The following is a 23367-nucleotide window of genomic DNA, read 5'->3' on the forward strand; positions in this document are numbered from 1 at the left end:
GTTTTTACCAAAGTTTGGTGGGAAGTTCTGATGAGTCTAAAGATAAATAATTTTGTGATGCAGAATAGTTGCTGTTTTGAGAATTTACCAATTCGTCAATGTCCTTGAGAGCCTCGAATGCAGAAAAATATCGCTCTTTAGTATCATCTACTACCATTTTTGTTAAAATTCTGATGAAGGCGTGGCTGGCTAATGCTTTATTGCTCCATAATAATTCTCCCTGATCATCCCGATGCAATTCGTGGGGGGTGATACCAGTTAAGGCTTTAATCCCTATCATCCCGACTGCATAGACATCACTATTATATTGAGGACGGCCAAAACACTGTTCGCTCGGCGCATAACCTTTGGTTCCAATGCCAATTGTGAAGGGGTTTTGCTCTGAATCTTGCGGGGGTGTGATAGTGACTTCTTTGACAGCACCAAAATCAATTAAAACAAGTTTTTGGTCTGAGTGTCGTCGAATGATATTAGTCGGTTTAATGTCTCGGTGAATTACGCCATTTTCATGAAGAAATATTAATATATGCAATAACTCTCGGACAATTTCGATTACCGCAATTTCTATGATCCCTTGATTTGATTGTAATTCTTGACTAAGGCAATGCCCAATTATATATTCCTGGATTAAATAAAATTCTTCGTCTTGTTCAAAATAAGCCAAAAGCTGAGGAATTTGGCTGTGTGTTCCTAATTTTTCTAAGATTTGCGCCTCTGAGTTAAATAAACGTCTGGCGAGTTCTATTCCTTGAGATTGAGTATTGGCTGGTTTTAGTTGTTTGACTACACAATGAGGGTTTCCAGGTCGTTGAATGTCTTCGGCAATGTAGGTTTCGCTAAATCCGCCGGAACCTAGAACTTTGATAATTTTGTAGCGACCCGCTAGTATTTTCCCGGATACGGCTAAGTCTCGTTGGTCGAGTAGGTCTTGCAGGTCATCTTGTTGGCTGATAATTTCTTGGACTACGGGAGAAGTTTTATATCTATGAAATATGTCTATGAGTCGGCGGGTTCTGAGTTTTTCTTTGGCGACTTCGGTTCCTAAATAGGATAAGCCACTGAAGACGATCGCAATCATGGGAATGGCTGTAGGAAAAATCAATTGACCATACACAAAGCTAAAGTAACTGACACCGCCCCAAATACTAGCTAACCCAATACTAGAAAAAACTCTAGTGGTTCCACGGTTGCTGCGCGTAATGATCAATGATGTGCCACTAACTAAGATGAGGACAAATAAACTCCGCAGCAGGGGATTGTTAATTGCTGGAGCGATCGCTTTACCTGTGATCAAAGTAGCGATCGCGTTGGCGTGAATCTCCACTCCTGACATCTTTTCTGGGGTGGGAATTATAGCTACGGGATGATAATCATTGGCTAACTTAGCAGTGGCTCCAATCAGGACGATTTTATCTTGGAAAAATTTTCCCTGTTCTAAATAAGTATCCCAATTGTTGGGGTCAAGTACATACCAGAGGGGAATTGTCTGAAATGTCCCTTCACCACCCCAGAAATGAATGCGATCGCCTTTTGGCTGAGGATAATCGATTTGTGCTGTTGCTAATACTGCTTCATCAAAGGAGGGTACATTCGCTGTGGACAAATCATCATTGGCTACCAGAGGCGAAAACTCCCTAGCTAATCGGTGAACTTTACCATCTATTTCTAACGGAAAGTTAACTGTACCCATTGACACCGTACCCGTCTGAAACGCTTCGTGAGGTAACGTCAGCTGGATAAAGGTTCCTTGGTGCGTCTCAAAATTTTCATAAAGTGCTGCTAAAGTAACTTTACTGCCATATTTTTGCAATGCAGCTTGAAACTGGCGATCGTCCTCGGTTCCGTAACTACTGGGTAAATCAAAAACTATATCCAGTGCGATCGCCCTGACACCAGCCTTGGTTAGCTTTTCAATGATTTGAGCATAAGCCGAGCGTTGAAAAGGAAAAGACTTCAGTGATTCTAAGTAGGCATACTGTTGCGGATCTGTTTTATAGTACTGTTCGGGAATTGATATCGATTGATCATCAATTGCCAAGATCACAATATTTTCTGGAGGTATGATTGACCCACGCAGTTGAAAAAATGTGGATAGCGTTTGATTCTCCATCAATTGAACCAAACCCCAACCGGAGACACTCAGCCATGCTGCACCCACTGCAAAAATCCCAGTCAGCAAATGACCTAAACGCGATATTTTTCGCCACGGACGTGATGCTGTGTTCAGGACTTTTATTGGCTTAGTTGAGGTTCTATTGGCAGCAGAGACATTTTTTTTGGTTAAGGTAGATGTAGGTTCTTCTGCCATATCATGTTAATAGTTGATTTGCGTACTACTTTATTTATTTATTCAGGGCTGATTTTACTACAAGTACATTGAAATAAAACTTAAATGAGAAACTTATACTTTTGTAATGTCTTTTCTATTTTTTACCAAATTTGGGGTGATAAATCTCGACTTAGTAGAGATATAGCCCAAATATAGCCCAGCTTATTCTCTAAATGAGTTTAAACCTGTGATTGTGCTACAAAATAGACTAGGAAATGCACTATCTTAGCACTTCAATAGGGAGAGACTTTATTTTCTCAATGCAACTAGAGTTAATTGTAGTGCTACAGGTACACTTTGTACAAAATGAGCATTTACTATCATCAAGTTGATACTTTTATTAACTCAAAAGTTTATAGATGCTGATTATCCATATCCTACCCCAAGACCTATGCCTTACCTCTTTAGAAGTAAACTTGACAGTCATATAGCTAAAAATGCTATTAATCATGTTAATCAGTCAATTTTATTGATAGATTTTGATCAGAAAGCCTCTCTTAAACTGCTGGCTATCAAAAGGTTTAAGTCGCAACAGCTTAAGTCTAATATTTTAGCCAATTTTATGCGGTATAAGAGGTAAGATAAAAGCTATACATAAAACTCTGTTATAGGGATTTTAGCAAATTTATCATTTGAGAATTGCTATAATCTATTGTCCAAACTAATTACTTTTCTATTTGTTAGGTGTATTTTTCTATGGGTTCCCCAATGAATCGTCTGTCTATTTTTGTAGACGGAAACAATATGTTCTATGCTCAACAAAAAAATGGCTGGTTTTTTGACCCAAGACGAGTCTTAGAGTATTTCAAACACGAGCAATCAGACACAACATTAATTAATGCCTTCTGGTACACTGGCTTAAAAGACCCTCAAGATCAGCGAGGCTTCCGAGATGCTCTCATCAGCTTAGGATATACAGTCAGAACTAAAATTCTGAAAGAATATTATGATGACTCATCGGGTCGCTATTCCCAAAAGGCTAATTTAGATATTGAAATTGTCGTAGATATGTTTAATACAGTAGATCAATATGATCGAGTAGTTCTATTCAGTGGAGATGGAGATTTTGAGAGGGCTATCGAACTATTACGCTCAAAAAATACGCACATTACAGTGGTATCTACAGAGGGAATGATAGCCAGAGAGCTACGTAATGCTACTGATAGATATATTGATTTAAACGATATCAGAGACAGTATAGAAAAAGTAGAAGGTTAGTAATCTTAGCAAATATTTACAAATCTTAAAAATAAAAAAACTAAGGTTCAAGATATTTTAAGATTCAACAAAAACTTAACAAAGAGGAAAAATGACCAACAAAGCCGAGAAGATTATCATTTTTGATACGACACTCAGAGATGGAGAACAATGTCCCGGAGCCACTTTAAATATAGATGAGAAGTTGGCGATCGCTAAACAATTATCCCGTTTAGGGGTAGACGTAATTGAGGCAGGTTTTGCCTTTGCGAGTCCGGGAGATTTTCAAGCGGTTCAGAAAATTGCCCAACTGGTGGGGACAGAGGATGGCCCGGTAATTTGTAGTTTAGCTAGAGCTATTAAAGCCGATATTGAAGCCGCAGCCGAGGCGTTAAAACCCGCAGTTCATGGCAGAATTCACACATTTATTTCGACATCTGATATTCATTTAGAGTATCAGTTGCGGAAGTCACGCGCCGAAGTGTTAGCGATCGCGGAAGAAATGGTAACTTATGCTAAGTCATTCATGGCAGATGTGGAATTTTCGCCAATGGATGCGGCACGTTCTGACCCAGATTTTCTTTATCAAGTATTAGAGCGAGCGATCGCAGTTGGTGCAACAACAATTAACATTCCCGACACAGTAGGTTACTTGACCCCCAGTGAATTTGGGGCAATGATTAAGGGCATCAAAGATCATGTCCCCAACATTGATCAAGCAATTATTTCCGTACACGGACATAACGATTTAGGTTTAGCAGTCGCCAACTTCCTAGAAGCTGTCAAAAATGGTGCAACCCAATTAGAATGTACCATCAACGGCATTGGAGAACGAGCCGGCAATGCCTCCTTAGAAGAATTAGTCATGGCCTTGCACGTCCGGCGACAATATTTCAATCCCTTCTTAGGAAGACCAGAAAATTCTGAAGAACCACTCACCAATATTGACACCCGTCAAATCTATAAAACCTCCCGCCTAGTTTCTAATTTGACGGGAATGTTAGTGCAACCCAATAAAGCTATCGTCGGCGCAAACGCCTTTGCTCATGAGTCTGGAATTCACCAAGATGGGGTGTTGAAAAACAAGCTCACCTACGAAATCATGGATGCTCAATTGATTGGTTTAACAGACAATCAAATCGTCTTGGGCAAACATTCTGGCAGAAATGCTTTCCGTAGCCGGTTGACAGAATTGGGCTTTGAACTATCAGAAACCGAATTAAATAAAGCCTTCGTCAGATTCAAAGATGTAGCCGACAAAAAGAAAGAAATTACCGATTGGGATTTAGAAGCTATTGTGAATGATGAAATTCAACAAGCTCCCGATTTGTTCCGTGTCGAGTTAGTGCAAATTTCCTGCGGTAATAATGCTCAACCCACTGCTACTGTCACCCTCCGCACCCCAGCAGGTGAAGAATTGACTGATGCTGCTATTGGTACTGGGCCAGTAGATGCTGTTTACAAAGCTATTAACCGGCTAGTAAATGTACCTAACCAGTTAATTGAGTTTTCTGTACAGTCAGTGACAGAAGGAATTGATGCTTTAGGGGAAGTAACTATTCGACTCCGACATGACTCTAGAGTGTTTTCTGGTCATGCGGCGAACACAGATATCATCGTTGCTTCCGCTCAAGCTTATGTGAATGCGTTGAATCGGCTTTACGCATCTTTGCAAACTCAAGAGCAGCAAGAGGAAGTAACTGCACATAAAATCTAGTCAAATATCTGGTTTCAGGGTGGGTTTTTCCCGCCCTATTTTTTTGTTTAAGAATGCTGATTTAATAAAATATAGAACCTCACCCCCAGCCCCTCTCCGACGCGGAGAGGGGAGATTTTAAAGCAAGTCAAAGGCGGGGTGGGGCTAAAAACCAGAATTTGGATGTTATTTAATTCATATTCCAAGTAACTAACCCTAGATTCAAGTTAAAACTACCATCATCCTGAGTTACGATAAAGCCCATTTTCTAAACTTATCCATTTCATTATTCTTTACCGCTTCTAAAGCGATATTTGTATCAATTACCATTTCTCTGAAATAAAATTCTAAAGGCATAATTTCATCATCATGAGAAGTCTGATATATTTTATATGCAATGGCATATAATAAAGAGTGACAATACTCTCGGCTACGTTTTGCATAATAATCTAATAGCTTACTTTTGGTACTACTAGAATGAACAAGCATATTACGGATACGATAAATGTTATAAACATCATCTTTGAGTTCAATAATCTTTTCAATTAAGTATTTTTCGCAATAATCATTGTCATAAAAAATTTTATGGACTTCATTTAAAGCTTGAGTTTCTATGGCTTTGGCATCTAATTGTTTCTTGATTTCAGGAATTTTTTCTATAAATTTGTCTAAAATATCTATTTCATCTTTATTAGCAGATAAATAGTCTTGTAAATCCTGAGCTATAGACTTAGATATTCTAAGTTCATTATGTACTAAAGGTGAAATAAAACTATATGCAACTTGTCTTAGTTTATTATATAAATTAAATTTTAATTCACTCAAAACAAGCAGTAATTGTACTGTTCTAATACCATCTCCCTCAAGCCATAAATCTATAGTTTCTTTAAAAATCTTATTATTCGACGACAATTTCTGAGAAAGTTTGGGAAGTCGTTTAGAAAGTATTTTAGAATCTTCAGAGAATTTTTCTACAGCAAACCATGAATTTAATATTTCTTGAGAGCTTTGTGAAGCTTCAGTGGCTTGTCTGTACCAATCAGTAGAAGATAACCATTTTGCTACAGTTGGATGACATATATTTTCAGAAGATATCCACTGACCAAGCCTTTGTCGATTATTTTGTGATTCAATAGTTTGTTGTTTATCTTTCCCTTTAAAGCTAAAACCTCGAATTTCTCCTTGGGTATCACAAATAACCCAATCCTTTGATAAAAAGATAGCTTGGTCTTTCCTTTGTCGTGTTGAAAGAACAGCTATCGTTCTTTCAGCCATCTGTTGAGCTTTAATTCTCATAAATTTACTATCTACACCTCGGATAACAACAGCAATACAGTAATCCGATTTACTTTCCAAATCTCTACTTAAAATTCCATTTTCTTTTATGTATTTTCCATGTATTTGAGGACGATAAAATTCAACTTTACCTATAGTAAAATTTTCGGAAAATTTTACACCTGTTATATTGAAAATGATTCTATAAGTTTGAGGTTCTCGACGATAAACTTCCTTTAAAAGACTTAGCCTCTGTTTAATAGTTAAACCTTGATAATAATTTTTAATATCTTCCCTGTATTCATCAATAGACTTTGTACCTTTTGATGGTGATCCAGATACCATTGGATATAAATTATCTTTTTCAGGAGATGTTAATATATCTTCAAACTTTTCAAATTGGTCATCTAATGTTGAATCCAATTCAAGCATTCCCTTGGCATTAAATAATATAATAATTGTATCTATAAGAAATCCCATTAAATCATAATTTAATTTTTCTTCAATCAATTTTTCATGTAAAATATCAATAATTTTTCCAAAGCTATCTTCTGATGTTAATTTGTTTTCTATACGTTGAGTTAATATTGAAATATCGTCTAATTGAAATTTAATGGCATCGTCAGATAAAGCTTCAGCAATAAAATATAATTCTTGATTGACTTCTTGTGTCCATAATCTTTTAATTTTGTCTAATTCATCAATTTGTTCCTTTTTAAAAGTACAGTAAGTCGCAATTTGGGTTTTAAAGAATTTTTTACCATAAGCATTCTTAGAAAATCGATTTTCATTATTATGTATTTCTTCACGTAAATCGTTTAAAAGTAATAATAAATGACGGCTATAATCTCCTTTCTCATTATTTTCAATAATTTTACATCTTTCTGCCCATATTTGTTTTAATTTATCAAGATTTATGATGACATATTCAGGTGGATTGGATAAAGTATCATTCATCGCTTTTAGTTAATATTAATAAGTTACTATTTACACCATTATAACACTTGATTGTGGAAAAATAAAAAGCTCCAAACTGGTCTTGATGTTTGCCTGATCTTTAAACATAAAACTATTCAATTAAAAAGATTTGAGCTAATCTCCGAATACCTTCGGCTAGCTGTTGTTCTGTCAATTCACCGTAGCCAAAAATAAATTCACCTGTATGATCAGGTTTAAGATATTGGGATTTAGCAGACATGATTCCTACACCCATTTGGGCTGCACGATATATGATTTCTTCATCGCTGAGATGGCTATGTATTTTTACCATTAAATGGATTCCCGCTTTTTCACCTAAAATAGTTACTCTTTCTCCCAGGTGAACATTTAACGCTTTAACCAGGACTTGACAACGCTGTTCATAAAGCGATCGCATCTTTCTAATATGACGTTCTAAATGTCCTTCGGTGATGAAATCTGTAAGTGCTTGCTGTTCTAGGATTGGTAAATGGCGATCGCTTAACCACTTAGCACGGGCGAATATAGCCACTAAATTCTTTGGTAATACTAAATAACCAATCCGCAATCCGGGAAACAGCACTTTTGAGAAAGTCCCAATATATAGCACTGAATCACTGCGATCTAAACCTTGTAAAGCCGGAATTGGTCTGTCACCATAGCGATATTCACTATCATAGTCATCCTCAATGATCAATCCCCCGTTTTGTTGCGCCCAAGCTAATAGTTCTAAACGCCGAGGTAAAGACAAAATTGCTCCGGTGGGGAATTGGTGGGAAGGTGTGACATAGACAAGGGGAATGGGTTTGCTGTTATAATTAACCAATTCTTTGACAATCAAGCCGGAATCATCCACAGGAATCGGTAAAAGTTCAGCGCCTTGAGTCTGAAAAATCAAACGTGCGCTCATATAACCTGGATCTTCCAGTGCAATCATATCCCCAGGCTCAATTAATAGCCGCATAATTAAATCCAGTCCTTGCTGAGTCCCATTGACAATCAGCACTTGATCTGTGTCACATTTAACAGCACGGGAACGGGATAGATAAGAAGCGATCTCCTCTCGCAAAGGTTTGTAACCCAAGGGTTCTGTAGAATAATCCAACCAACTCAAATTACTGTAAAAGTAACGAGATAGTAATTTGCGCCACAGCTTCAGGGGAAATTGGTCTATGGCTGGTTGTCCGTAGCGAAAGTTAATCTCGGTATCAGGTGCGGCGATTCTCGGCAGATTTTCAGTTTGAGATAAAATCATCCCATACTGATTTAATTTAACTGGTGAACGCGTAATTGTTTGGCTCGATTCTATCGGTTTTGAATGCAGCAAATCATCAGGAAGTTGAGCGCAAACAAAGGTTCCAGAACCCGAAATTGTGGTTAAATAACCTTCACTCAAAAGTTGTTCATAGCTTTGAGTCACAGTAGTACGAGAAATACTCAAAGATTTGGCTAGTGATCGCGTTGACGGAATGCGGACTCCTGGCGACAATCGCCCGTTGAGAATGGCTTGACGCAGTTCTTGATATAGCTGCTGATACAGAGGTAGAGGGGAATTACTATTCAAGGCGATCGCTAAATCCATAATCCAGCAATGAAAGTGGACTGCTATTAAATCACAAAAGTGGCTCTTGTCTAATACCACTTGGGAAATTACGCTAACAGTGGTTGAAATAAGCGCCCCTAACGATCATGAATGAAATTAATCAGGAACAGTTAATCCCTACACAACGCAGTCAAATTAAGCGCGTACCTCAAAGGGGAAATTATGAGCGTCAGGTAATCTATGACATTTTAGATGAAGGTTTAATCTGTCATGTAGGATTTGCGGTAAATAATCAGCCTTATGTGATTCCTACTGCTTATGGTCGGGTAGAAGACCAATTATATATTCATGGTTCACCAGCTAGTCGGATGTTGCGATCGCTCCAAACTGGTATCGAAGTTTGCCTGACTGTGACGCTATTAGATGGTCTAGTCCTGGCGCGTTCTGCATTCCATCATTCCATGAATTACCGTTCAGTAGTAGTATTTGGGACAGCAACTATCGTCAAAGATCCGATTGATAAATTAGCAGCCTTGCGAGCATTTACTGACCATGTAATGCCCAAACGATGGGAGAATGTGCGCCCACCCCACCGCCAGGAAATACAGGGAACTCTGGTGCTTTCCTTACCTCTAACAGAAGCATCTGCCAAAGTGCGAACAGGGCCACCCCTAGATGATGAAGCCGATTATGCTTTACCTGTGTGGGCTGGTGTTTTGCCATTAAAATTAGTGGCTGGGGAAGCGATCGCAGATTCTCGTGTACCGTCAACTATTAATATACCTGTAGAGGTAGAAAACTATACTCGTTGACAGAAAAAGGGATAATCTCTCAAAACTTTAATGGCAAATAAATGAATCACACCAAGACGAAAGAACACCGAGAAATTAGGAACAGTGGGGTTTATTTGAGAGTAATATAGTGGTAAAGATGGCAACGTGAAAACCCTGATTATTGACAACTACGACTCTTATACTTTTAACCTTTACCAATTAATTGCAGAAGTCAATGGAGAGTACCCCACAGTAATTTGCAACGATCAAGTAGTATGGAATGAACTGAAACAATGGGAATTTGACAACATTGTAATTTCGCCAGGGCCTGGTCGTCCAGAAAAATCTCAAGATTTTGGGATCTGTCTTCAAATTATTCAAAATGCACAAGTACCAGTTCTAGGCGTTTGCCTTGGACATCAAGGTCTTGCTCATGGGTATGGAGGAAAAGTTGTTCATGCGCCTGAAGTTTGGCATGGTCGGCTCAGTGAAGTTTATCATACTGCTACTGATTTGTTTGAGGGAATACCTTCTCCTTTCTCTGTTGTTCGTTACCATTCTTTACTAGTTTTAGATGACCTACCGGACTGTTTAGAAAAAGTAGCATGGACGGAGGACAACTTGATCATGGGAATACGCCATCGCTCTTTACCACTATGGGGTGTGCAGTTTCATCCAGAGTCCATTTGTACTCAGCATGGACATACCTTGTTTAAGAATTTTCAAGACATTACCCGAAAATTTGCCCAAAAGTGCAACAAACGTCAGAAAAAACACTATTGGACAGGAAATAACAGCACTGCTCCTTTACCCACAAGTTTTTCTCACCAAAAACAACAACAGGAATTTAAACTTTGTACGCGCAAACTGAATCTGTGTCTCGATACCGAGCAGATGTTTGTGCATTTGTTTGGCAATTCAACAACTGCATTTTGGCTAGATAGTAGTCGTGTTGAACCTGGTCTTTCTCGCTTTTCCTTTATGGGAGATAACAGTGGTGAAAACAGTCTCTTGATTCATTATCGGACGCGATCGCAAGAACTCAAAATTACACAATCAGATACTGTCAGCTTTAGAACAGAGGGGATTTTCGAGTATCTCCAACGGGAAATTGCACGGCGACACTGCCCATCTGATGATTTACCCTTTGATTTTAACTGCGGGTTTGTGGGTTACTTTGGCTATGAACTCAAGGCAGAATGTGGATCTCAATTAAACTATCCCTCTGCCTTACCCGATGCCATGTTCCTGTTAGCTGATCGAATGATTGCAATTGATCATCAAGAGCAAACTATCTATCTACTTTGTCTAATTCAGCCAGGACAAACAACCTCAGATGAAGCTTGGTTTAAATCCATCAAACACCAAATTGAACACCTCCCCCCCCTGTCGCCTATTGTTCCTGAAAATAAAAAGACACCTGTGATTTTTCGATTAAGTCGCTCTGAAAAAACTTATCTTGATGACATTGAAAAATGTTTGCAAGAAATTCACGAAGGAGAAACTTATCAAGTTTGTTTAACAAACCAGATTTACACAGACACAACACCCGATCCCCTAGAGTTTTATCGTTCATTACGCCGCATCAATCCTGCTCCTTATGCTGCCTTTTTGCGCTTTGGTGATGTGGTAATGTCTCCTATTGGTGTAGCCTCTGGTAGACAAGAAAGCATGGCGATCGCCTGTTCATCTCCAGAGCGATTTCTACACATTGATCGTCAAGGTTGGGTAGAAACAAAGCCCATCAAAGGGACGCTACCACGGGGAAAAACACCCGATGAAGATTTTATTTTGCGTGAACGATTGCGGAACAGTGAAAAAGATCAAGCTGAAAATTTGATGATTGTGGATTTGCTTCGCAATGATCTGGGGCGGGTTTGTGAAGTTGCTACTATCCATGTTCCCAAATTAATGGATGTGGAAACTTATGCTACAGTACATCAACTAGTAACGACCATTCGTGGTCATTTACGTCCTAATATGAGTGCCACAGACTGCATTCGTAATGCCTTTCCTGGTGGTTCTATGACAGGCGCTCCCAAGCTCAGAACCATAGAGATTATTGATCGATTAGAACAGGAAGCACGGGGAGTATATTCAGGGGCAATTGGCTTTTTGGGATTGAATGGTTCAGCTGATTTGAATATTGTCATTCGTACTGCTGTGTTGACTCCAAAACAAACTTCGATTGGCGTTGGTGGCGGTATTGTGGCACTTTCTGATCCCAAAATAGAGTTTCAAGAAACAATGCTGAAAGCAAAGGCATTGATCCATGCCATGATTATGACAACACATGGGGTTTTCGACCCCGACCAATATTATATCCAGGGAATAGATACGGCAGTTTTTGATAGTCATGAAAATGTGCGGGCAAAGATTTATGAAACCTAATTTGATTCAGTTTGAAATTACAAATTTTTGTATAAGATATTGATGTATTAGCTTTAAAAAAGCTGGGCATATCTACATAAAAATCTGTATAATTTAATTATTATAAACGAACCACAGAGACACAGAGGAAACAGAGTTATGAAAGTTTGAAAGGTTTTTTGCGTTATGGCGGTATGCATTTGAATGAAGTACATCATAGCCTCCTCCTCCCTTGCGGGTTGAGTTTCTTGTATCTCAATCAAAGGAAATTTAGTTATTCAAAATCGGTAATTATTTTTATGTAAAGGCTCATGAATCAATCTGTAAAAACATCTTGGCAAGCAGTCCGTACTACTTTTCAAAGGATTTGGGGTTACGATGATTTTCGTCCACCACAGGGGGAAATAGTCAGCAGTTTATTAGCCAAAAAAGATGCCTTGATTATTATGCCTACAGGGGGCGGAAAATCGATTTGCTTTCAACTTCCTGCACTGCTACAAACAGGATTAACTTTAGTAGTTTCGCCCTTGGTAGCACTAATGGAAAATCAAGTCCAAGAATTACTTCAACGTCAACAAAAAGCCGCACTTTTGCATAGTGAATTGCCAACCTATCAACGCCGTACTACATTGCAAGCTTTAGAAAGACAAAAATTAAGATTATTATATGTATCACCAGAAACTTTATTAAGTGCGCCAGTTTGGGAAAAATTATGTCATCCCAACTTACAAATTAACGGTTTAATCTTAGATGAAGCCCATTGTTTAGTACAGTGGGGAGAGACATTTCGCCCAGCTTACCGGAGATTAGGCGCAGTTAGACCCGCACTACTCAAAACAAAACCGCCAGGAACAAAAATCAGTATTGCTGCTTTTACCGCTACTGCTGACCCCACAGCCCAAAATACTATTCAAACAGTTTTACAATTACAGCAACCAGACATTTTTAGATTAAATCCCTACCGCCCAAATTTGCATCCCACTGTTCGCATAGCTTGGACTCCACGCAGTAGAAAACAGCAATTATTAAAATTTATTCAAAATCGACCAAAACAATCGGGATTAATTTATGTTCGCACTAGAAAAGATAGCGAAAATTTAGCTACATGGTTAGCAGAGATGGGTTATACCACAGCTAGTTATCATGCTGGATTGGGTGCAGCAGAACGCCGAGATGTAGAAGCTAAATGGTTAAGTGGTAAAATTCCCTTTGTGGTTTGTACCTGTGCCTTTGGGATGGGGATAAATAAATCAGATGTGCGCTGGGTTATCCATTTTCACGCACCTCACCTGATGTCTGAATATGTGCAAGAAATTGGCCGGGCGGGACGAGATGGAAAAGCAGCAGAAGCATTAACTTTGATCAGTGAACCTACAGGCTGGTTAGATCCAGAGGATCAGCAAAGACAAAAGTTTTTTGATGAACAAATGCGATCGCAACAACGCACAGCACAGCAATTAGTGAAAAAATTACCTCGGCAGGGAGAAGTGAATGCAGTCACCCGTGAATTTCGTAATGCTTCTACAGCTTTGGCTTTACTTCACAGCAGTGGTCAATTAAAGTGGCTTGACCCGTTTCATTACATGATTGAGTCAGGGGGGAAAAATCAGCCAATGACACAATCACAAGCTGCTAAACAAATGCAGCAATATTTGCATACTAAAAAATGTCGGTGGCAATTTTTATTAAATGCCTTTGGTTTTGAAAAAGAAGCTGCTAACTGGCATTGTGGACATTGTGATAATTGTCGAGATTAGATTTTTTGCTGGTAAATAATAGTAAACCCGGATTTTTTACAAGCTTTGCGATCTCTATTACCAAATCTTTATCAGGCTTAGATTTCAAGCATTTTATATACTACACGAATCACTGTAGTATGTGAACGGGGTATTTTATTTTAACAGGACTTACGCAAAAACTCTCTCAAACCCTTATTCTTCTGTGTCCTCTGCGTCTGTGTGGTATGCGCTGCGCGCACGCTACGCTAACGTTATGGCGTAATTTCTGCGTAAGCCCTCTTACTTTTGGAATTAGAAATTAAAACTGCTGTAAAAACCGCAAATCACTGGCGTACAAGCGACGGATATCGTCAATTTGATGTAATACCATTGCAAATCTTTCTACACCAAAACCAGCAGCAAACCCAGTGTAAATTTCTGGGTCATAACCTACAGACTTCATGACATTTGGATCAACCATGCCGCAACCCATTACTTCTAACCAGCGCCCATTCCACTGCAAATCTACTTCAGCAGAAGGTTCTGTAAAGGGGAAATAACTGGCACGGAAACGAATTGGTAAATCACCAAATATGGCTTGTAAAAACACCTTGACAGTACCTTTGAGGTCTGTAAAAGTTAGACCCTCATCAATGGCTAAAAGTTCGATTTGATGGAAAACTGCCGAATGAGTTGCATCAACATTATCTCGCCGATAAACTCGCCCTGGGGCTACAACCCGGATGGGTGGTTCCTCTTTTTCCATGTAACGAATTTGCACGGATGAAGTATGTGTACGGAGGAGATTTCCATCTGGGAGGTAGAAGGTATCTTGCATATCACGGGCGGGGTGGTCAGGCGGGGTATTTAATGCCTCAAAATTATAATAATCTGTTTCCATCTCTGGCCCCTCTGCTACTGTGTAGCCCATGCCCACAAAAATATCCAGCGCCCGGTCAATAATCCCATTGAGTGGATGAATTCGACCTTGGGGGCTGTAAATCCCCGGCATAGTCACATCTAGGGTTTCCGCTTCTAACTGTGCCTGAATTTTTGCAGATTCCAGAGCAGTCCGTTGTTGGTCTAGACTATTTTGTAGGGACTCTTTGACTGTATTGGCGATCGCTCCAATTTTTGGTCGTTCCTCCGCATTCATTTGCCCCATACTTCGCAGTAACGCCCCTAGTTGGCCTTTTTTCCCCAGATAGCTAATTCTGAGTTCTTCTAGACGTTCTAGAGTGTCTGCGGCGGCGATCGCTTGTTCTCCTTCCTGCCGCAGTGCTAAAAGTTGAGCCTCTAAATTGGTAGTCATTAGTTCTTAGTCATTGGTCATGAGTCACTGCTTATTAGTCTACGACTTTGAACTGCTTGCTAACCAATCACTTTCATCAAAGGCAAAGGTTAAAACTTCACCTGCATTTACTAGTTTCGAGGCGATTGGGCATGAAAGAGTGTTTTTTTTACCTCATACTGGAGATATGCAAAATTGTATTGACAAATGGCTCATAAAAAATCACAAATAACTAATGACCCATAGTTCCTTCATACCAGAAGCCCACAGATAAATCTGGGGGATAAATCCAAAATCTAAAATCTAAAATCCAAAATTGTTTGATTCATGAAATTACTCATTAGCAATGATGACGGAATTTCTGCCTTGGGCATTCGTACCCTAGCTGACTGTTTGGCAGAAGCAGGCCATGATGTAACTGTAGTTTGCCCTGATCGGGAACGTTCCGCAACTGGACATGGACTCACCATGCACCAACCTATTCGCGCTGAAGTGATCGAATCAGTTTTTCATCCTGCCGTTAATGCTTGGGCTTGTGATGGCACTCCCTCTGACTGCGTAAAATTGGCACTGTGGGCTTTGCTAGATTCTCCCCCTGATTTGGTGCTATCTGGCATTAATCAAGGTGCAAATTTAGGAACTGAAATTCTTTATTCCGGTACTGTCTCGGCTGCTATGGAAGGTGTAATCGAAGGCATACCCAGTATAGCTATAAGTCTGGCCAGCCACACATCCAAAGACTTTCAACCTGCTGCTAAGTTTGCCCAATCTTTAGTAGAAAAAATAGCCCTCAAACCCCTACCAGAATTAATGTTGCTGAATGTCAACGTTCCGGCTGTTAAGTGGGAAGAAATTACTGGAGTGACTTTTACTCGTCAAGGAATACGGCGCTATGTCGATGTTTTTGACAAACGCGTTGACCCCCGTGGTAAAACCTATTATTGGTTAACTGGAGAAGTTTTGGAAGAGATGGAACCACCTCCAGGGTTAAATTTATCTGATAACGTGCCGATTGATGTCCATGTTATTCGCAACAACTACATTAGCATCACGCCATTACAATATAATCTTACCTATGCTACGGCACTAGATAAATTGTCTAAGTGGGAATTCCAATTTCCTTAAATCCTTGCCTTCATGTAGTATTCGAGATCGAAATTGTTTGCTAAAAGCAGAAAAGTTGTGAAACCCAAGAAACTCCTGGCCCATTTCTATTCCCCATATAATTTGGGGCTAGTGCCGCAGGGCGGAAGTCAAAAGGCTAAATTCTATGAGGCTTTTCATTGACTTGAAATGGTTGGTTGATTTACACCGTGCGGTACTAGTGTATTACCATAAATAAACTAGTAAACATAGTTAAATGCATCACAGCAAAATTTAAGCTATAAAGTAAGAACAATATTGATATTAAAGATACATACAGAAAAACTAACACTGGGGTGACTGCCTTGTAATATATAGTCCAAGTTTACACTAAAAATATGAAGCAGGGTATAATTATTACTAAGTAATAACCTGTACCATATATATGAAGACAGCATAAACTGAAGAAAAGCAATAGCATTTCTATTATTGATCGCCCGCTCAATCCAGCAAGCAATACTCATGTCCAGGATGGAGAACCAATTTAACGTAAAATTTTGGGGCGTTCGCGGGAGCATCCCTAGTCCAGGTCTACACACTGTTCGTTATGGAGGCAATACCCCTTGCGTAGAGATGCAAGTGGGCGGTAGACGTTTAATTTTTGATTGTGGTACAGGAATACACGTTTTAGGGCAATCTTTACTGCCCCAAATGCCCACAGAAGGCTATATATTTTTCACCCATTCCCACTGGGATCACATTCAAGGGTTTCCCTTTTTCGTCCCAGGGTTTGTGCAGGGAAATAAATTTCATATTTATGGCGCGATCGCTCCTGATGGTTCCACAATAGAACAGCGTTTGAATGACCAGATGCTCCACCCAAATTTTCCTGTACCCTTACAAATCATGCAGGCAAATTTGACCTTCCACGACGTGAACCCAGGGAAACCATTACATATCAATGACATTACCGTAGAAACAGCACCACTTAATCATCCTGGGGAGTCGGTGGGGTACCGAGTTAACTGGCGTGGTGGTGCGGCTGTTTATTTAACTGATACTGAACATTTCTCTGACAAACTAGATGAAAATGTCCTGTGGCTATCACGGAATGCGGATATCTTAATTTATGATTCCACTTATACCGATGAGGAATACTATTCACCAAAATCGCCGAAAATTGGCTGGGGACATTCAACTTGGCAAGAAGCTGTGAAAGTAGCCCAAGCCGCCAATGTCAAAACTCTGGTAATTTATCACCATGATCCTGCCCACGATGATGATTTCTTGGATCGTGTCGGGGAAGAAGCATCTAAGAAGTTTCCCGGTGCAATTATGGCACGAGAAGGAATGGTGCTTGAGGTTCCCACCTCAGTTCCCTTATCAGAACCTTTTCCTGCGAGCAAGTTTTCTGTATGAAGGTGACAGTCGAAGCAATTGTAGATTTTAGATTAGATTGGTGATCAAGAGCTATTAGCGCGATCGCGTACCTGACAAATACGCCATGACCCACTCGAAGATAAGCTATGTGGTTTATTAGCTAATCAAAAACGCTTGTAGACCCCTGCTCTTGCGCCTAGACACCAACCAAATGCAATTATTTGGAGTACTTTTTGCAGAAGGAGGTTAAAGGAGCCGAGAGGAGGATTTAAAGATAAAGCTTTGATTCTAGACGGTTGAACGTAAGGTAGCTTGTGGCTGATGGCTAAATAAACCTAAAATCCCAGAATCCGGATGCTCAATTTGTCTAAAAATGGACGTTCTATGTGGGTTACTTCCTCAATGGAAACGTTGCTCAAGCCAACTGCTGTGGCTCTTGGCAAATTTGATGGTGTGCATCTTGGTCATCACAGAGTTATTCAACCGATTTTGCCCCCAGCCAAGAATGAGCCAAAAACAGAAAATGGGGCGAATTTACTCAAAAACTCTTCCAGATCACCCACCCTACTACCAGAACAGACATACTCGACAGTTGTCACCTTTGACCCCCATCCCTTGGAATTTTTTACAGGTCAACCCAGGCCTTTATTAACACCACTGGATGAAAAAGTCCAACAATTGCGATCGCTAGGAGTAGAACAACTTGTACTACTACCCTTTGACAAAGAATTATCTGCATTATCTCCCCAAGATTTTGTCGAGCAGATTTTAGTCAAACAACTCCAATGTCGGCGAATTAGTGTTGGGCAAGATTTTTGTTTTGGTAAACAGCGTCGTGGTACTGCCAAAGATTTGCAATTACTAGCCGCCAAGCACCATATCCCCGTCACCATCGTATCCTTACAAACTTATACAGACAAAGCTCCCACCCAGGAGGCTCCCATTAGCACTTCACTGATCCGTCACTACCTAGAAAGTGGCGACATCAAAAACGCCAACCTCCTGCTAGGAAGACCTTACACCATCATTGGTACTGTTATCCCAGGGCAACAAATGGGACGAACCATTGGTTTTCCTACCGCTAACCTGCAATTACCAAAGGAAAAATTTATCCCCCGTCAAGGTGTTTATGCTGTCCGTGTTGCTATTTTGAGTGATACAACAGATGCAACTACAGCATATCAGAACTTGGGTGTGATGAACATCGGAAACCGCCCTACAGTCAATGGCAGTAACTTATCAGTGGAAGTGCATCTATTCAATTGGTCTAGTGATTTATATGGTCAAAAATTAGCTGTACAGCTAATAGAATTTTTGCGCCCCGAACAAAAATTTTCTTCACTAGACGACCTAAAAACACAAATTCAACTTGACTGTACCGTTGCTAGAGAACATTTGAGCGCTGAATGCTGATTTTTCATCACTAAATGGGAATACTCTAAATAAGGGAATGGAGAATCTAGCATAGGTAATTCTCCATTCCGATTCTTTGCCCAATTACCAACCCTTTATTCTGTGGTGCATGAGAGAAAAAATTGACACCCTCACCCAAAATCTGGCTCGCACCATCGTGGGCAAAAACGAAGCCATCCGTTTAGTCCTAGTCGCCCTGTTAGGTGGTGGTCATGCACTGCTAGAAGATGTCCCTGGAGTTGGCAAAACTCTCCTTGCTAAATCCCTAGCCCGTTCACTAGATGGCAAGTTTCAACGGCTACAGTGTACCCCTGACCTACTCCCTACTGACATTACTGGTACAAATATTTGGAACCCTAAAAGCGGGGAATTTACCTTTCTCCCAGGTCCAGTATTTGCCAATATCCTCCTAGCCGACGAAATCAACCGCGCCACACCCCGCACCCAGTCAGCTTTACTGGAAGTAATGGAAGAGCATCAAGTCACAGTTGACGGTGTTTCTCGTGTTGTTCCTCAGCCGTTTTTTGTCATTGCTACTCAGAACCCCATTGAATATCAAGGCACTTTTCCCTTACCAGAAGCCCAGATGGATCGGTTTATGTTGTCCTTAAGTTTGGGCTATCCTGGGGCTACAGAAGAACTAGAGATGCTACAAAATCTGCAACAAGGTCAGAGTTTTACTGATTTGCAGCCTTGTATGACATTGGTAGAGATAGCTGAATTGCGTAAAATCTGTTCCCAGGTAAGAGTAGAAACTTCTCTGCAACAATACATTCTCGAATTAGTCCGCGCTACAAGACAAGATGAAGAAATTACCTTGGGTGTAAGTCCCCGTGGTACTGTGGCATTACAAAAAGCTACTCAAGCGCTGGCTTTTCTGTTGGGGCGTGATTACGCTATTCCCGATGATATAAAATTTCTCGTTCCTTACGTTCTCTGTCATCGCCTCATTCCCAGGGGAGGACGCAATCCTAGAACTGTAGTTGAGCGATTATTAAGGTCAGTTCCTATACCTTAATGTCCTTGTCCTGCTGAGATTTGGGCGTGTTAGGATCTTCGACAAAATGAGGTAGTGTAATCAAAAGTAGGGTGTGTTGTCGCGCAGCACAATGCACCGTCAACAATTCAAGGTACGTTAGCCTAATACAAGCCTTTAATTATTTACGCCATCCTACTGAACCTGCACACGAAACAATAAGATTGACTTATGCAAAAAATTATCATAAATAACTTTGGTGCAATTACAAATGCAGAAATTGAAGTAAAGAAAATTTTGGTTTTGATTGGTGAACAAGCCAGTGGTAAAAGTACTATATCAAAACTCATTTACTTTTTTAAATCGCTAAAAGATGATTTGTTTAGTCAACTGTATCAGGATACGCAAAGAAATTATTTTGATATTCCTTCTGATCTTATATTTCCAGTAAGAGAAAAATTTTATGATTTTTTTGGTTCTACATTTCATCTACCTAATTTTGAAATAATCTTTTTTTATAGTGTTAAAAAAGATAAATATCTGAGATTGACACTTGATGAAAGCAAAAAACTATATTCTCAATTCAGTGATAATTTCTTGAATGATAATTTTAAAAATTCTGCCAGTAAAATTAAAAGACTTCTTCAAAAAGAGTTAACTACAAGTGATATTTATGAACAATTAGCTTACGAGCAAAATAAAATTAAATATGCTCAAACTCTTTCTACATTATTAAATGAATTATTTGAAAGCAATCAGACAAATTCATTGTTCATAATTGCGGGTAGAAATGCAACTATAAGTTATTCTGAATTGTTTGAAAAATATCTATTTGCAAGTAATCAGAGTACATTAGAAGAAAATCGAAAAAAAACATTTCAGCTTAAAGAACAAACCATAGATGAAACTTTAATGTTAAAATTTATGGAAAGAATTGTGAAAATCAAGGAAGTTTTTAAAAAATTTGGTGATTTTGAAGGACTCATCGAGAGTTACGCAGAAAATAATAGCATAAAAGAAAACTTAAATCATATACAGTTGAATATAAATAAAATATTGAAAGGTAAATATATTAATGATAATAGAGGAGAAAAAATTGTATTTAATGATAATACACAAGAATATGTTTACCTTTCTAATGCTTCATCAGGTCAGCAAGAATCTATAAGAATATTACAAGATATTTTTATGATTTTCCTTGATAATTTAAAAGTCTTAAGAATTATAGAAGAACCTGAAGCTCATTTATTTCCTATCGCACAAAAGCAATTGATTGAGTTGTTGGCTTTAATGGTTAACCAAAATCAAGATAATCAATTAATTATTACAACGCACAGTCCTTATGTACTCACCGTTTTTAATAATTTACTATTTGCCAAAAGAGTAGTTGAAAAAAATCCGTCAGCAGATTCTGAAGTAACACAAATAATTCCGAAAGATTGTTGGCTTAGTGCTAATGATTTTTCAGCCTATTCTTTAGGTAATCAATCAATTAGTGAAACAACGAATTATTGTGAATCCATTTTCAGTAGCGAAAAAGGTACAATAAAGCAAAACTTTTTGGATACTGTTTCTGAGATTTTAGGTGGTGACTTCCAGGATTTATATAGTATTCACGCTCAAACTTTTGCAAGAAAATGAGCAAATTTGACAAAATGCAAGAACATCTGTTAAACACTTTTGCTCAATTGTCTGATGTTTTACAAATTGAATTGCAACCTGAATTTTCAGTGATAGACTATGAAGGGCAATCTTTTATTATTATCAGTATTGAATCTGATGATAGATTTACTATTAGGCTAAATGAAGTTGATACTGTCATAAGTGGTTTTGATAGCACGAAACTATTTAATATAAAGAATGCTATGAGGATTGGCTTTATTCCTATTGATGGCAAAAAAGGGCTTTTAGGGTTTGGTTTTTCTTACTGTGATTTTATATTTTTTGATGAAAATGATTTTTGTTTTGTGGAGTTTAAACTTAATGCCATAAGTTCAGCAGAAAGAGCTATAAGGAAGAGAAGAAAAGAAGCTATTAGTCAATTAAAGAACACTATTAACTTGTTCGATGATAAATTGGCTAAAAGCTATGCTGGGTTAAACTTAGAAGCATACGTTTGCACTCCTGAGTTCTACCCAAGATTAGATGCAAGTTGGAGAGAATTAGCGCAAGATTTTTTAGAAGAGTATGGTGTTCCACTGTTTGAAACAAATGATAAAATATGTAAATAAATACACATCTCGCTACAAATTATTGCCAAAAATTTTAAAATATACAGATATCGTTAACCCCATTTCTAGAACCTTTTTAACGCAAACAAGCATTAAAACAAAATAAAATAATAAAAACACAAGATTGCAAATGCTTAGGCGTAGCCTGTCATAGATATTTTTGACATTGTGGGCTAGGCTGACGCAAGCAATGTCATATTTGAGGCTAGTATTATTAGCAATAAACACAGCATTTGTCTGTGAGTGTGAGGTGTATGTCAAATTTCATCAAGCGTAAATTCCGAAAACGTCAACTCAAACGCCGTCCCTTGGGCTTAATTGTGGTAATTTTAGCTTGGAGTCTGGCTATGGGCTGGCTGCTTTCCCTGGCAACGATCGCTCACAGTGCTACTCCCACATCAGAAATTGGTACAGTTGATGTAGTACCTGCACAGTATCAATTAGGGAAAAAATTATATTTAGATAACTGTGCCACTTGTCATATAGCTATCCCTCCAGAAGTTTTACCCTCCCAAACCTGGAGAAATCTTTTACAAGACTCACAGCACTACGGCGTACAACTTAAACCTTTAATCGATCCTCCCCGGATACTCGTTTGGAGATACCTTTCTACTTTCTCTCGTATACAGCTACAAGACGAAGCCACACCCTATCGCGTTAATTCTTCACGTTATTTTAAGGCTTTGCATCCCCAAGTTGATTTACCCCGTCCTGTTGAACTCAGCAGTTGTGTGAGTTGTCATCCCAGCGCGAGGGATTTTAATTTTCGCCGCCTAACTGCGGAATGGGAAGAGGAGTAGGAGGCAGGGGTGCAGGGCGCAGGGTGCAGGGGGGAGAAGACAGAAGAGGCAGGGGCGCAGGGTGCAGGGTGCAGGGGGGAGAAGACGGTAACTTCCCCATGAGCAATGAGCAATGAGCAATGACCAGACAGTCTGACTCAGTTGAGGGCAAAATGATACTATTAGATTAGTTACAAATTTAAACTGAAAAATAAAACCAATCGGTTTAATAAATGATTGGATCTACTTTTTGCCGTTTTTGAGTTAATTCTGACTTTCTACCCATCTACAACCTCAATGGCTGGGCTGGGTTAAATTCTTATAATCAATACAAAAACTTTATTCACCGTAACCCT

16 protein-coding genes are annotated in these 23367 nt (G+C 39.1%); 12 read left to right on the forward strand and 4 right to left on the reverse strand.

All coding sequences use genetic code 11. From position 1 onward, the window contains the following. Positions 1–4 precede the first annotated feature (4 nt). Complete coding sequence (locus VB654_RS10870; protein WP_323213734.1) at positions 5–2308, reverse strand: CHASE2 domain-containing serine/threonine-protein kinase; 2304 nt, start codon at positions 2306–2308, stop codon at positions 5–7. A gap of 717 nt (positions 2309–3025) precedes the next feature. Here VB654_RS10870 and VB654_RS10875 point away from each other — a divergent pair. Next, positions 3026–3547 (forward strand): NYN domain-containing protein, encoded by a 522-nt coding sequence (locus VB654_RS10875; RefSeq protein WP_271923740.1) that lies wholly within the window; start codon positions 3026–3028, stop codon positions 3545–3547. Positions 3548–3638: 91 nt separating this feature from the next. Then, on the forward strand, positions 3639–5243 hold the full coding sequence (locus VB654_RS10880; protein ID WP_323213735.1) for a 2-isopropylmalate synthase: 1605 nt from the start codon (positions 3639–3641) through the stop codon (positions 5241–5243). 228 nt (positions 5244–5471) lie between these two features. Here the strand turns inward: VB654_RS10880 and VB654_RS10885 are convergent, their stop codons facing one another. Together VB654_RS10885 and VB654_RS10890 are read right to left on the reverse strand one after the other, a co-directional pair. Further along, positions 5472–7454 (reverse strand): hypothetical protein, encoded by a 1983-nt coding sequence (locus VB654_RS10885; RefSeq protein WP_323213736.1) that lies wholly within the window; start codon positions 7452–7454, stop codon positions 5472–5474. Between the two features lie 112 nt (positions 7455–7566). Continuing rightward, positions 7567–9036: a PLP-dependent aminotransferase family protein gene (locus VB654_RS10890; protein WP_323213821.1), complete on the reverse strand. Its 1470-nt coding sequence runs from the start codon at positions 9034–9036 to the stop codon at positions 7567–7569. 107 nt (positions 9037–9143) lie between these two features. Here VB654_RS10890 and VB654_RS10895 point away from each other — a divergent pair, with 107 nt between their 5' ends. From VB654_RS10895 to VB654_RS10905, 3 genes are all read left to right on the forward strand, one after another. After that, on the forward strand, positions 9144–9809 hold the full coding sequence (locus VB654_RS10895) for a pyridoxamine 5'-phosphate oxidase family protein (protein WP_323213737.1): 666 nt from the start codon (positions 9144–9146) through the stop codon (positions 9807–9809). Positions 9810–9935: 126 nt separating this feature from the next. Further along, entirely contained in the window at positions 9936–12161 is a 2226-nt protein-coding gene (gene pabB, locus VB654_RS10900) for an aminodeoxychorismate synthase component I (protein WP_323213738.1), read from the forward strand. 290 nt (positions 12162–12451) lie between these two features. After that, on the forward strand, positions 12452–13897 hold the full coding sequence (locus tag VB654_RS10905) for an ATP-dependent DNA helicase RecQ (protein ID WP_323213739.1): 1446 nt from the start codon (positions 12452–12454) through the stop codon (positions 13895–13897). Between the two features lie 280 nt (positions 13898–14177). On the opposite strand, the gene pheS is transcribed toward VB654_RS10905, so the two are convergent. After that, a complete protein-coding gene (gene pheS / locus VB654_RS10910; protein WP_323213740.1) occupies positions 14178–15170 on the reverse strand; it encodes a phenylalanine--tRNA ligase subunit alpha in 993 nt (330 codons plus the stop codon). Positions 15171–15476: 306 nt separating this feature from the next. Between pheS and surE the strand changes: the two genes are divergently transcribed. The 7 genes from surE to VB654_RS10945 all read left to right on the forward strand — a co-directional run bounded on the left by surE (position 15477) and on the right by VB654_RS10945 (position 23032). Continuing rightward, on the forward strand, positions 15477–16274 hold the full coding sequence (gene surE, locus VB654_RS10915; RefSeq protein WP_323213741.1) for a 5'/3'-nucleotidase SurE: 798 nt from the start codon (positions 15477–15479) through the stop codon (positions 16272–16274). 480 nt (positions 16275–16754) lie between these two features. Then, entirely contained in the window at positions 16755–17651 is an 897-nt protein-coding gene (locus VB654_RS10920) for an MBL fold metallo-hydrolase (protein WP_323213742.1), read from the forward strand. Positions 17652–17966: 315 nt separating this feature from the next. After that, the gene (locus tag VB654_RS10925) at positions 17967–19025 is read left to right on the forward strand and encodes a bifunctional riboflavin kinase/FAD synthetase (protein WP_323213743.1); all 1059 of its coding nucleotides are present in this window, start codon (positions 17967–17969) and stop codon (positions 19023–19025) included. A 109-nt stretch (positions 19026–19134) separates the two neighbouring features. After that, positions 19135–20043, forward strand: coding sequence for a MoxR family ATPase (locus VB654_RS10930; RefSeq protein ID WP_323213745.1), 909 nt, complete (start codon positions 19135–19137; stop codon positions 20041–20043). Positions 20044–20232: 189 nt separating this feature from the next. Further along, entirely contained in the window at positions 20233–21642 is a 1410-nt protein-coding gene (locus VB654_RS10935) for an AAA family ATPase (RefSeq protein ID WP_323213746.1), read from the forward strand. Between the two features lie 14 nt (positions 21643–21656). Next, positions 21657–22232 carry a hypothetical protein gene (locus tag VB654_RS10940; RefSeq protein ID WP_323213747.1) on the forward strand — a complete coding sequence of 192 codons (576 nt, stop codon included), beginning with the start codon at positions 21657–21659 and terminating at the stop codon, positions 22230–22232. 254 nt (positions 22233–22486) lie between these two features. Then, positions 22487–23032, forward strand: coding sequence for a diheme cytochrome c (locus tag VB654_RS10945; protein ID WP_323213748.1), 546 nt, complete (start codon positions 22487–22489; stop codon positions 23030–23032). Positions 23033–23367: the final 335 nt, after the last annotated feature.

This window comes from Nodularia sp. UHCC 0506, from assembly GCF_034931045.1.
In the GTDB taxonomy this organism is placed as follows: domain Bacteria; phylum Cyanobacteriota; class Cyanobacteriia; order Cyanobacteriales; family Nostocaceae; genus Nodularia.

Coding starts and splice junctions, on each gene's coding strand:
- VB654_RS10925 (WP_323213743.1), top strand. CDS start 17,967: ATGCTCAATTTGTCTAAAAATGGACGTTCTATGTGGGTTACTTCCTCA.
- VB654_RS10890 (WP_323213821.1), bottom strand. CDS start 9,036: ATGGATTTAGCGATCGCCTTGAATAGTAATTCCCCTCTACCTCTGTAT.
- pheS (WP_323213740.1), bottom strand. CDS start 15,170: ATGACTACCAATTTAGAGGCTCAACTTTTAGCACTGCGGCAGGAAGGA.
- VB654_RS10940 (WP_323213747.1), top strand. CDS start 21,657: ATGCAAGAACATCTGTTAAACACTTTTGCTCAATTGTCTGATGTTTTA.
- VB654_RS10870 (WP_323213734.1), bottom strand. CDS start 2,308: ATGGCAGAAGAACCTACATCTACCTTAACCAAAAAAAATGTCTCTGCT.
- VB654_RS10905 (WP_323213739.1), top strand. CDS start 12,452: ATGAATCAATCTGTAAAAACATCTTGGCAAGCAGTCCGTACTACTTTT.
- VB654_RS10885 (WP_323213736.1), bottom strand. CDS start 7,454: ATGAATGATACTTTATCCAATCCACCTGAATATGTCATCATAAATCTT.
- VB654_RS10920 (WP_323213742.1), top strand. CDS start 16,755: ATGTCCAGGATGGAGAACCAATTTAACGTAAAATTTTGGGGCGTTCGC.
- VB654_RS10945 (WP_323213748.1), top strand. CDS start 22,487: ATGTCAAATTTCATCAAGCGTAAATTCCGAAAACGTCAACTCAAACGC.
- VB654_RS10895 (WP_323213737.1), top strand. CDS start 9,144: ATGAATGAAATTAATCAGGAACAGTTAATCCCTACACAACGCAGTCAA.
- VB654_RS10930 (WP_323213745.1), top strand. CDS start 19,135: ATGAGAGAAAAAATTGACACCCTCACCCAAAATCTGGCTCGCACCATC.
- surE (WP_323213741.1), top strand. CDS start 15,477: ATGAAATTACTCATTAGCAATGATGACGGAATTTCTGCCTTGGGCATT.
- VB654_RS10935 (WP_323213746.1), top strand. CDS start 20,233: ATGCAAAAAATTATCATAAATAACTTTGGTGCAATTACAAATGCAGAA.
- VB654_RS10875 (WP_271923740.1), top strand. CDS start 3,026: ATGGGTTCCCCAATGAATCGTCTGTCTATTTTTGTAGACGGAAACAAT.
- VB654_RS10880 (WP_323213735.1), top strand. CDS start 3,639: ATGACCAACAAAGCCGAGAAGATTATCATTTTTGATACGACACTCAGA.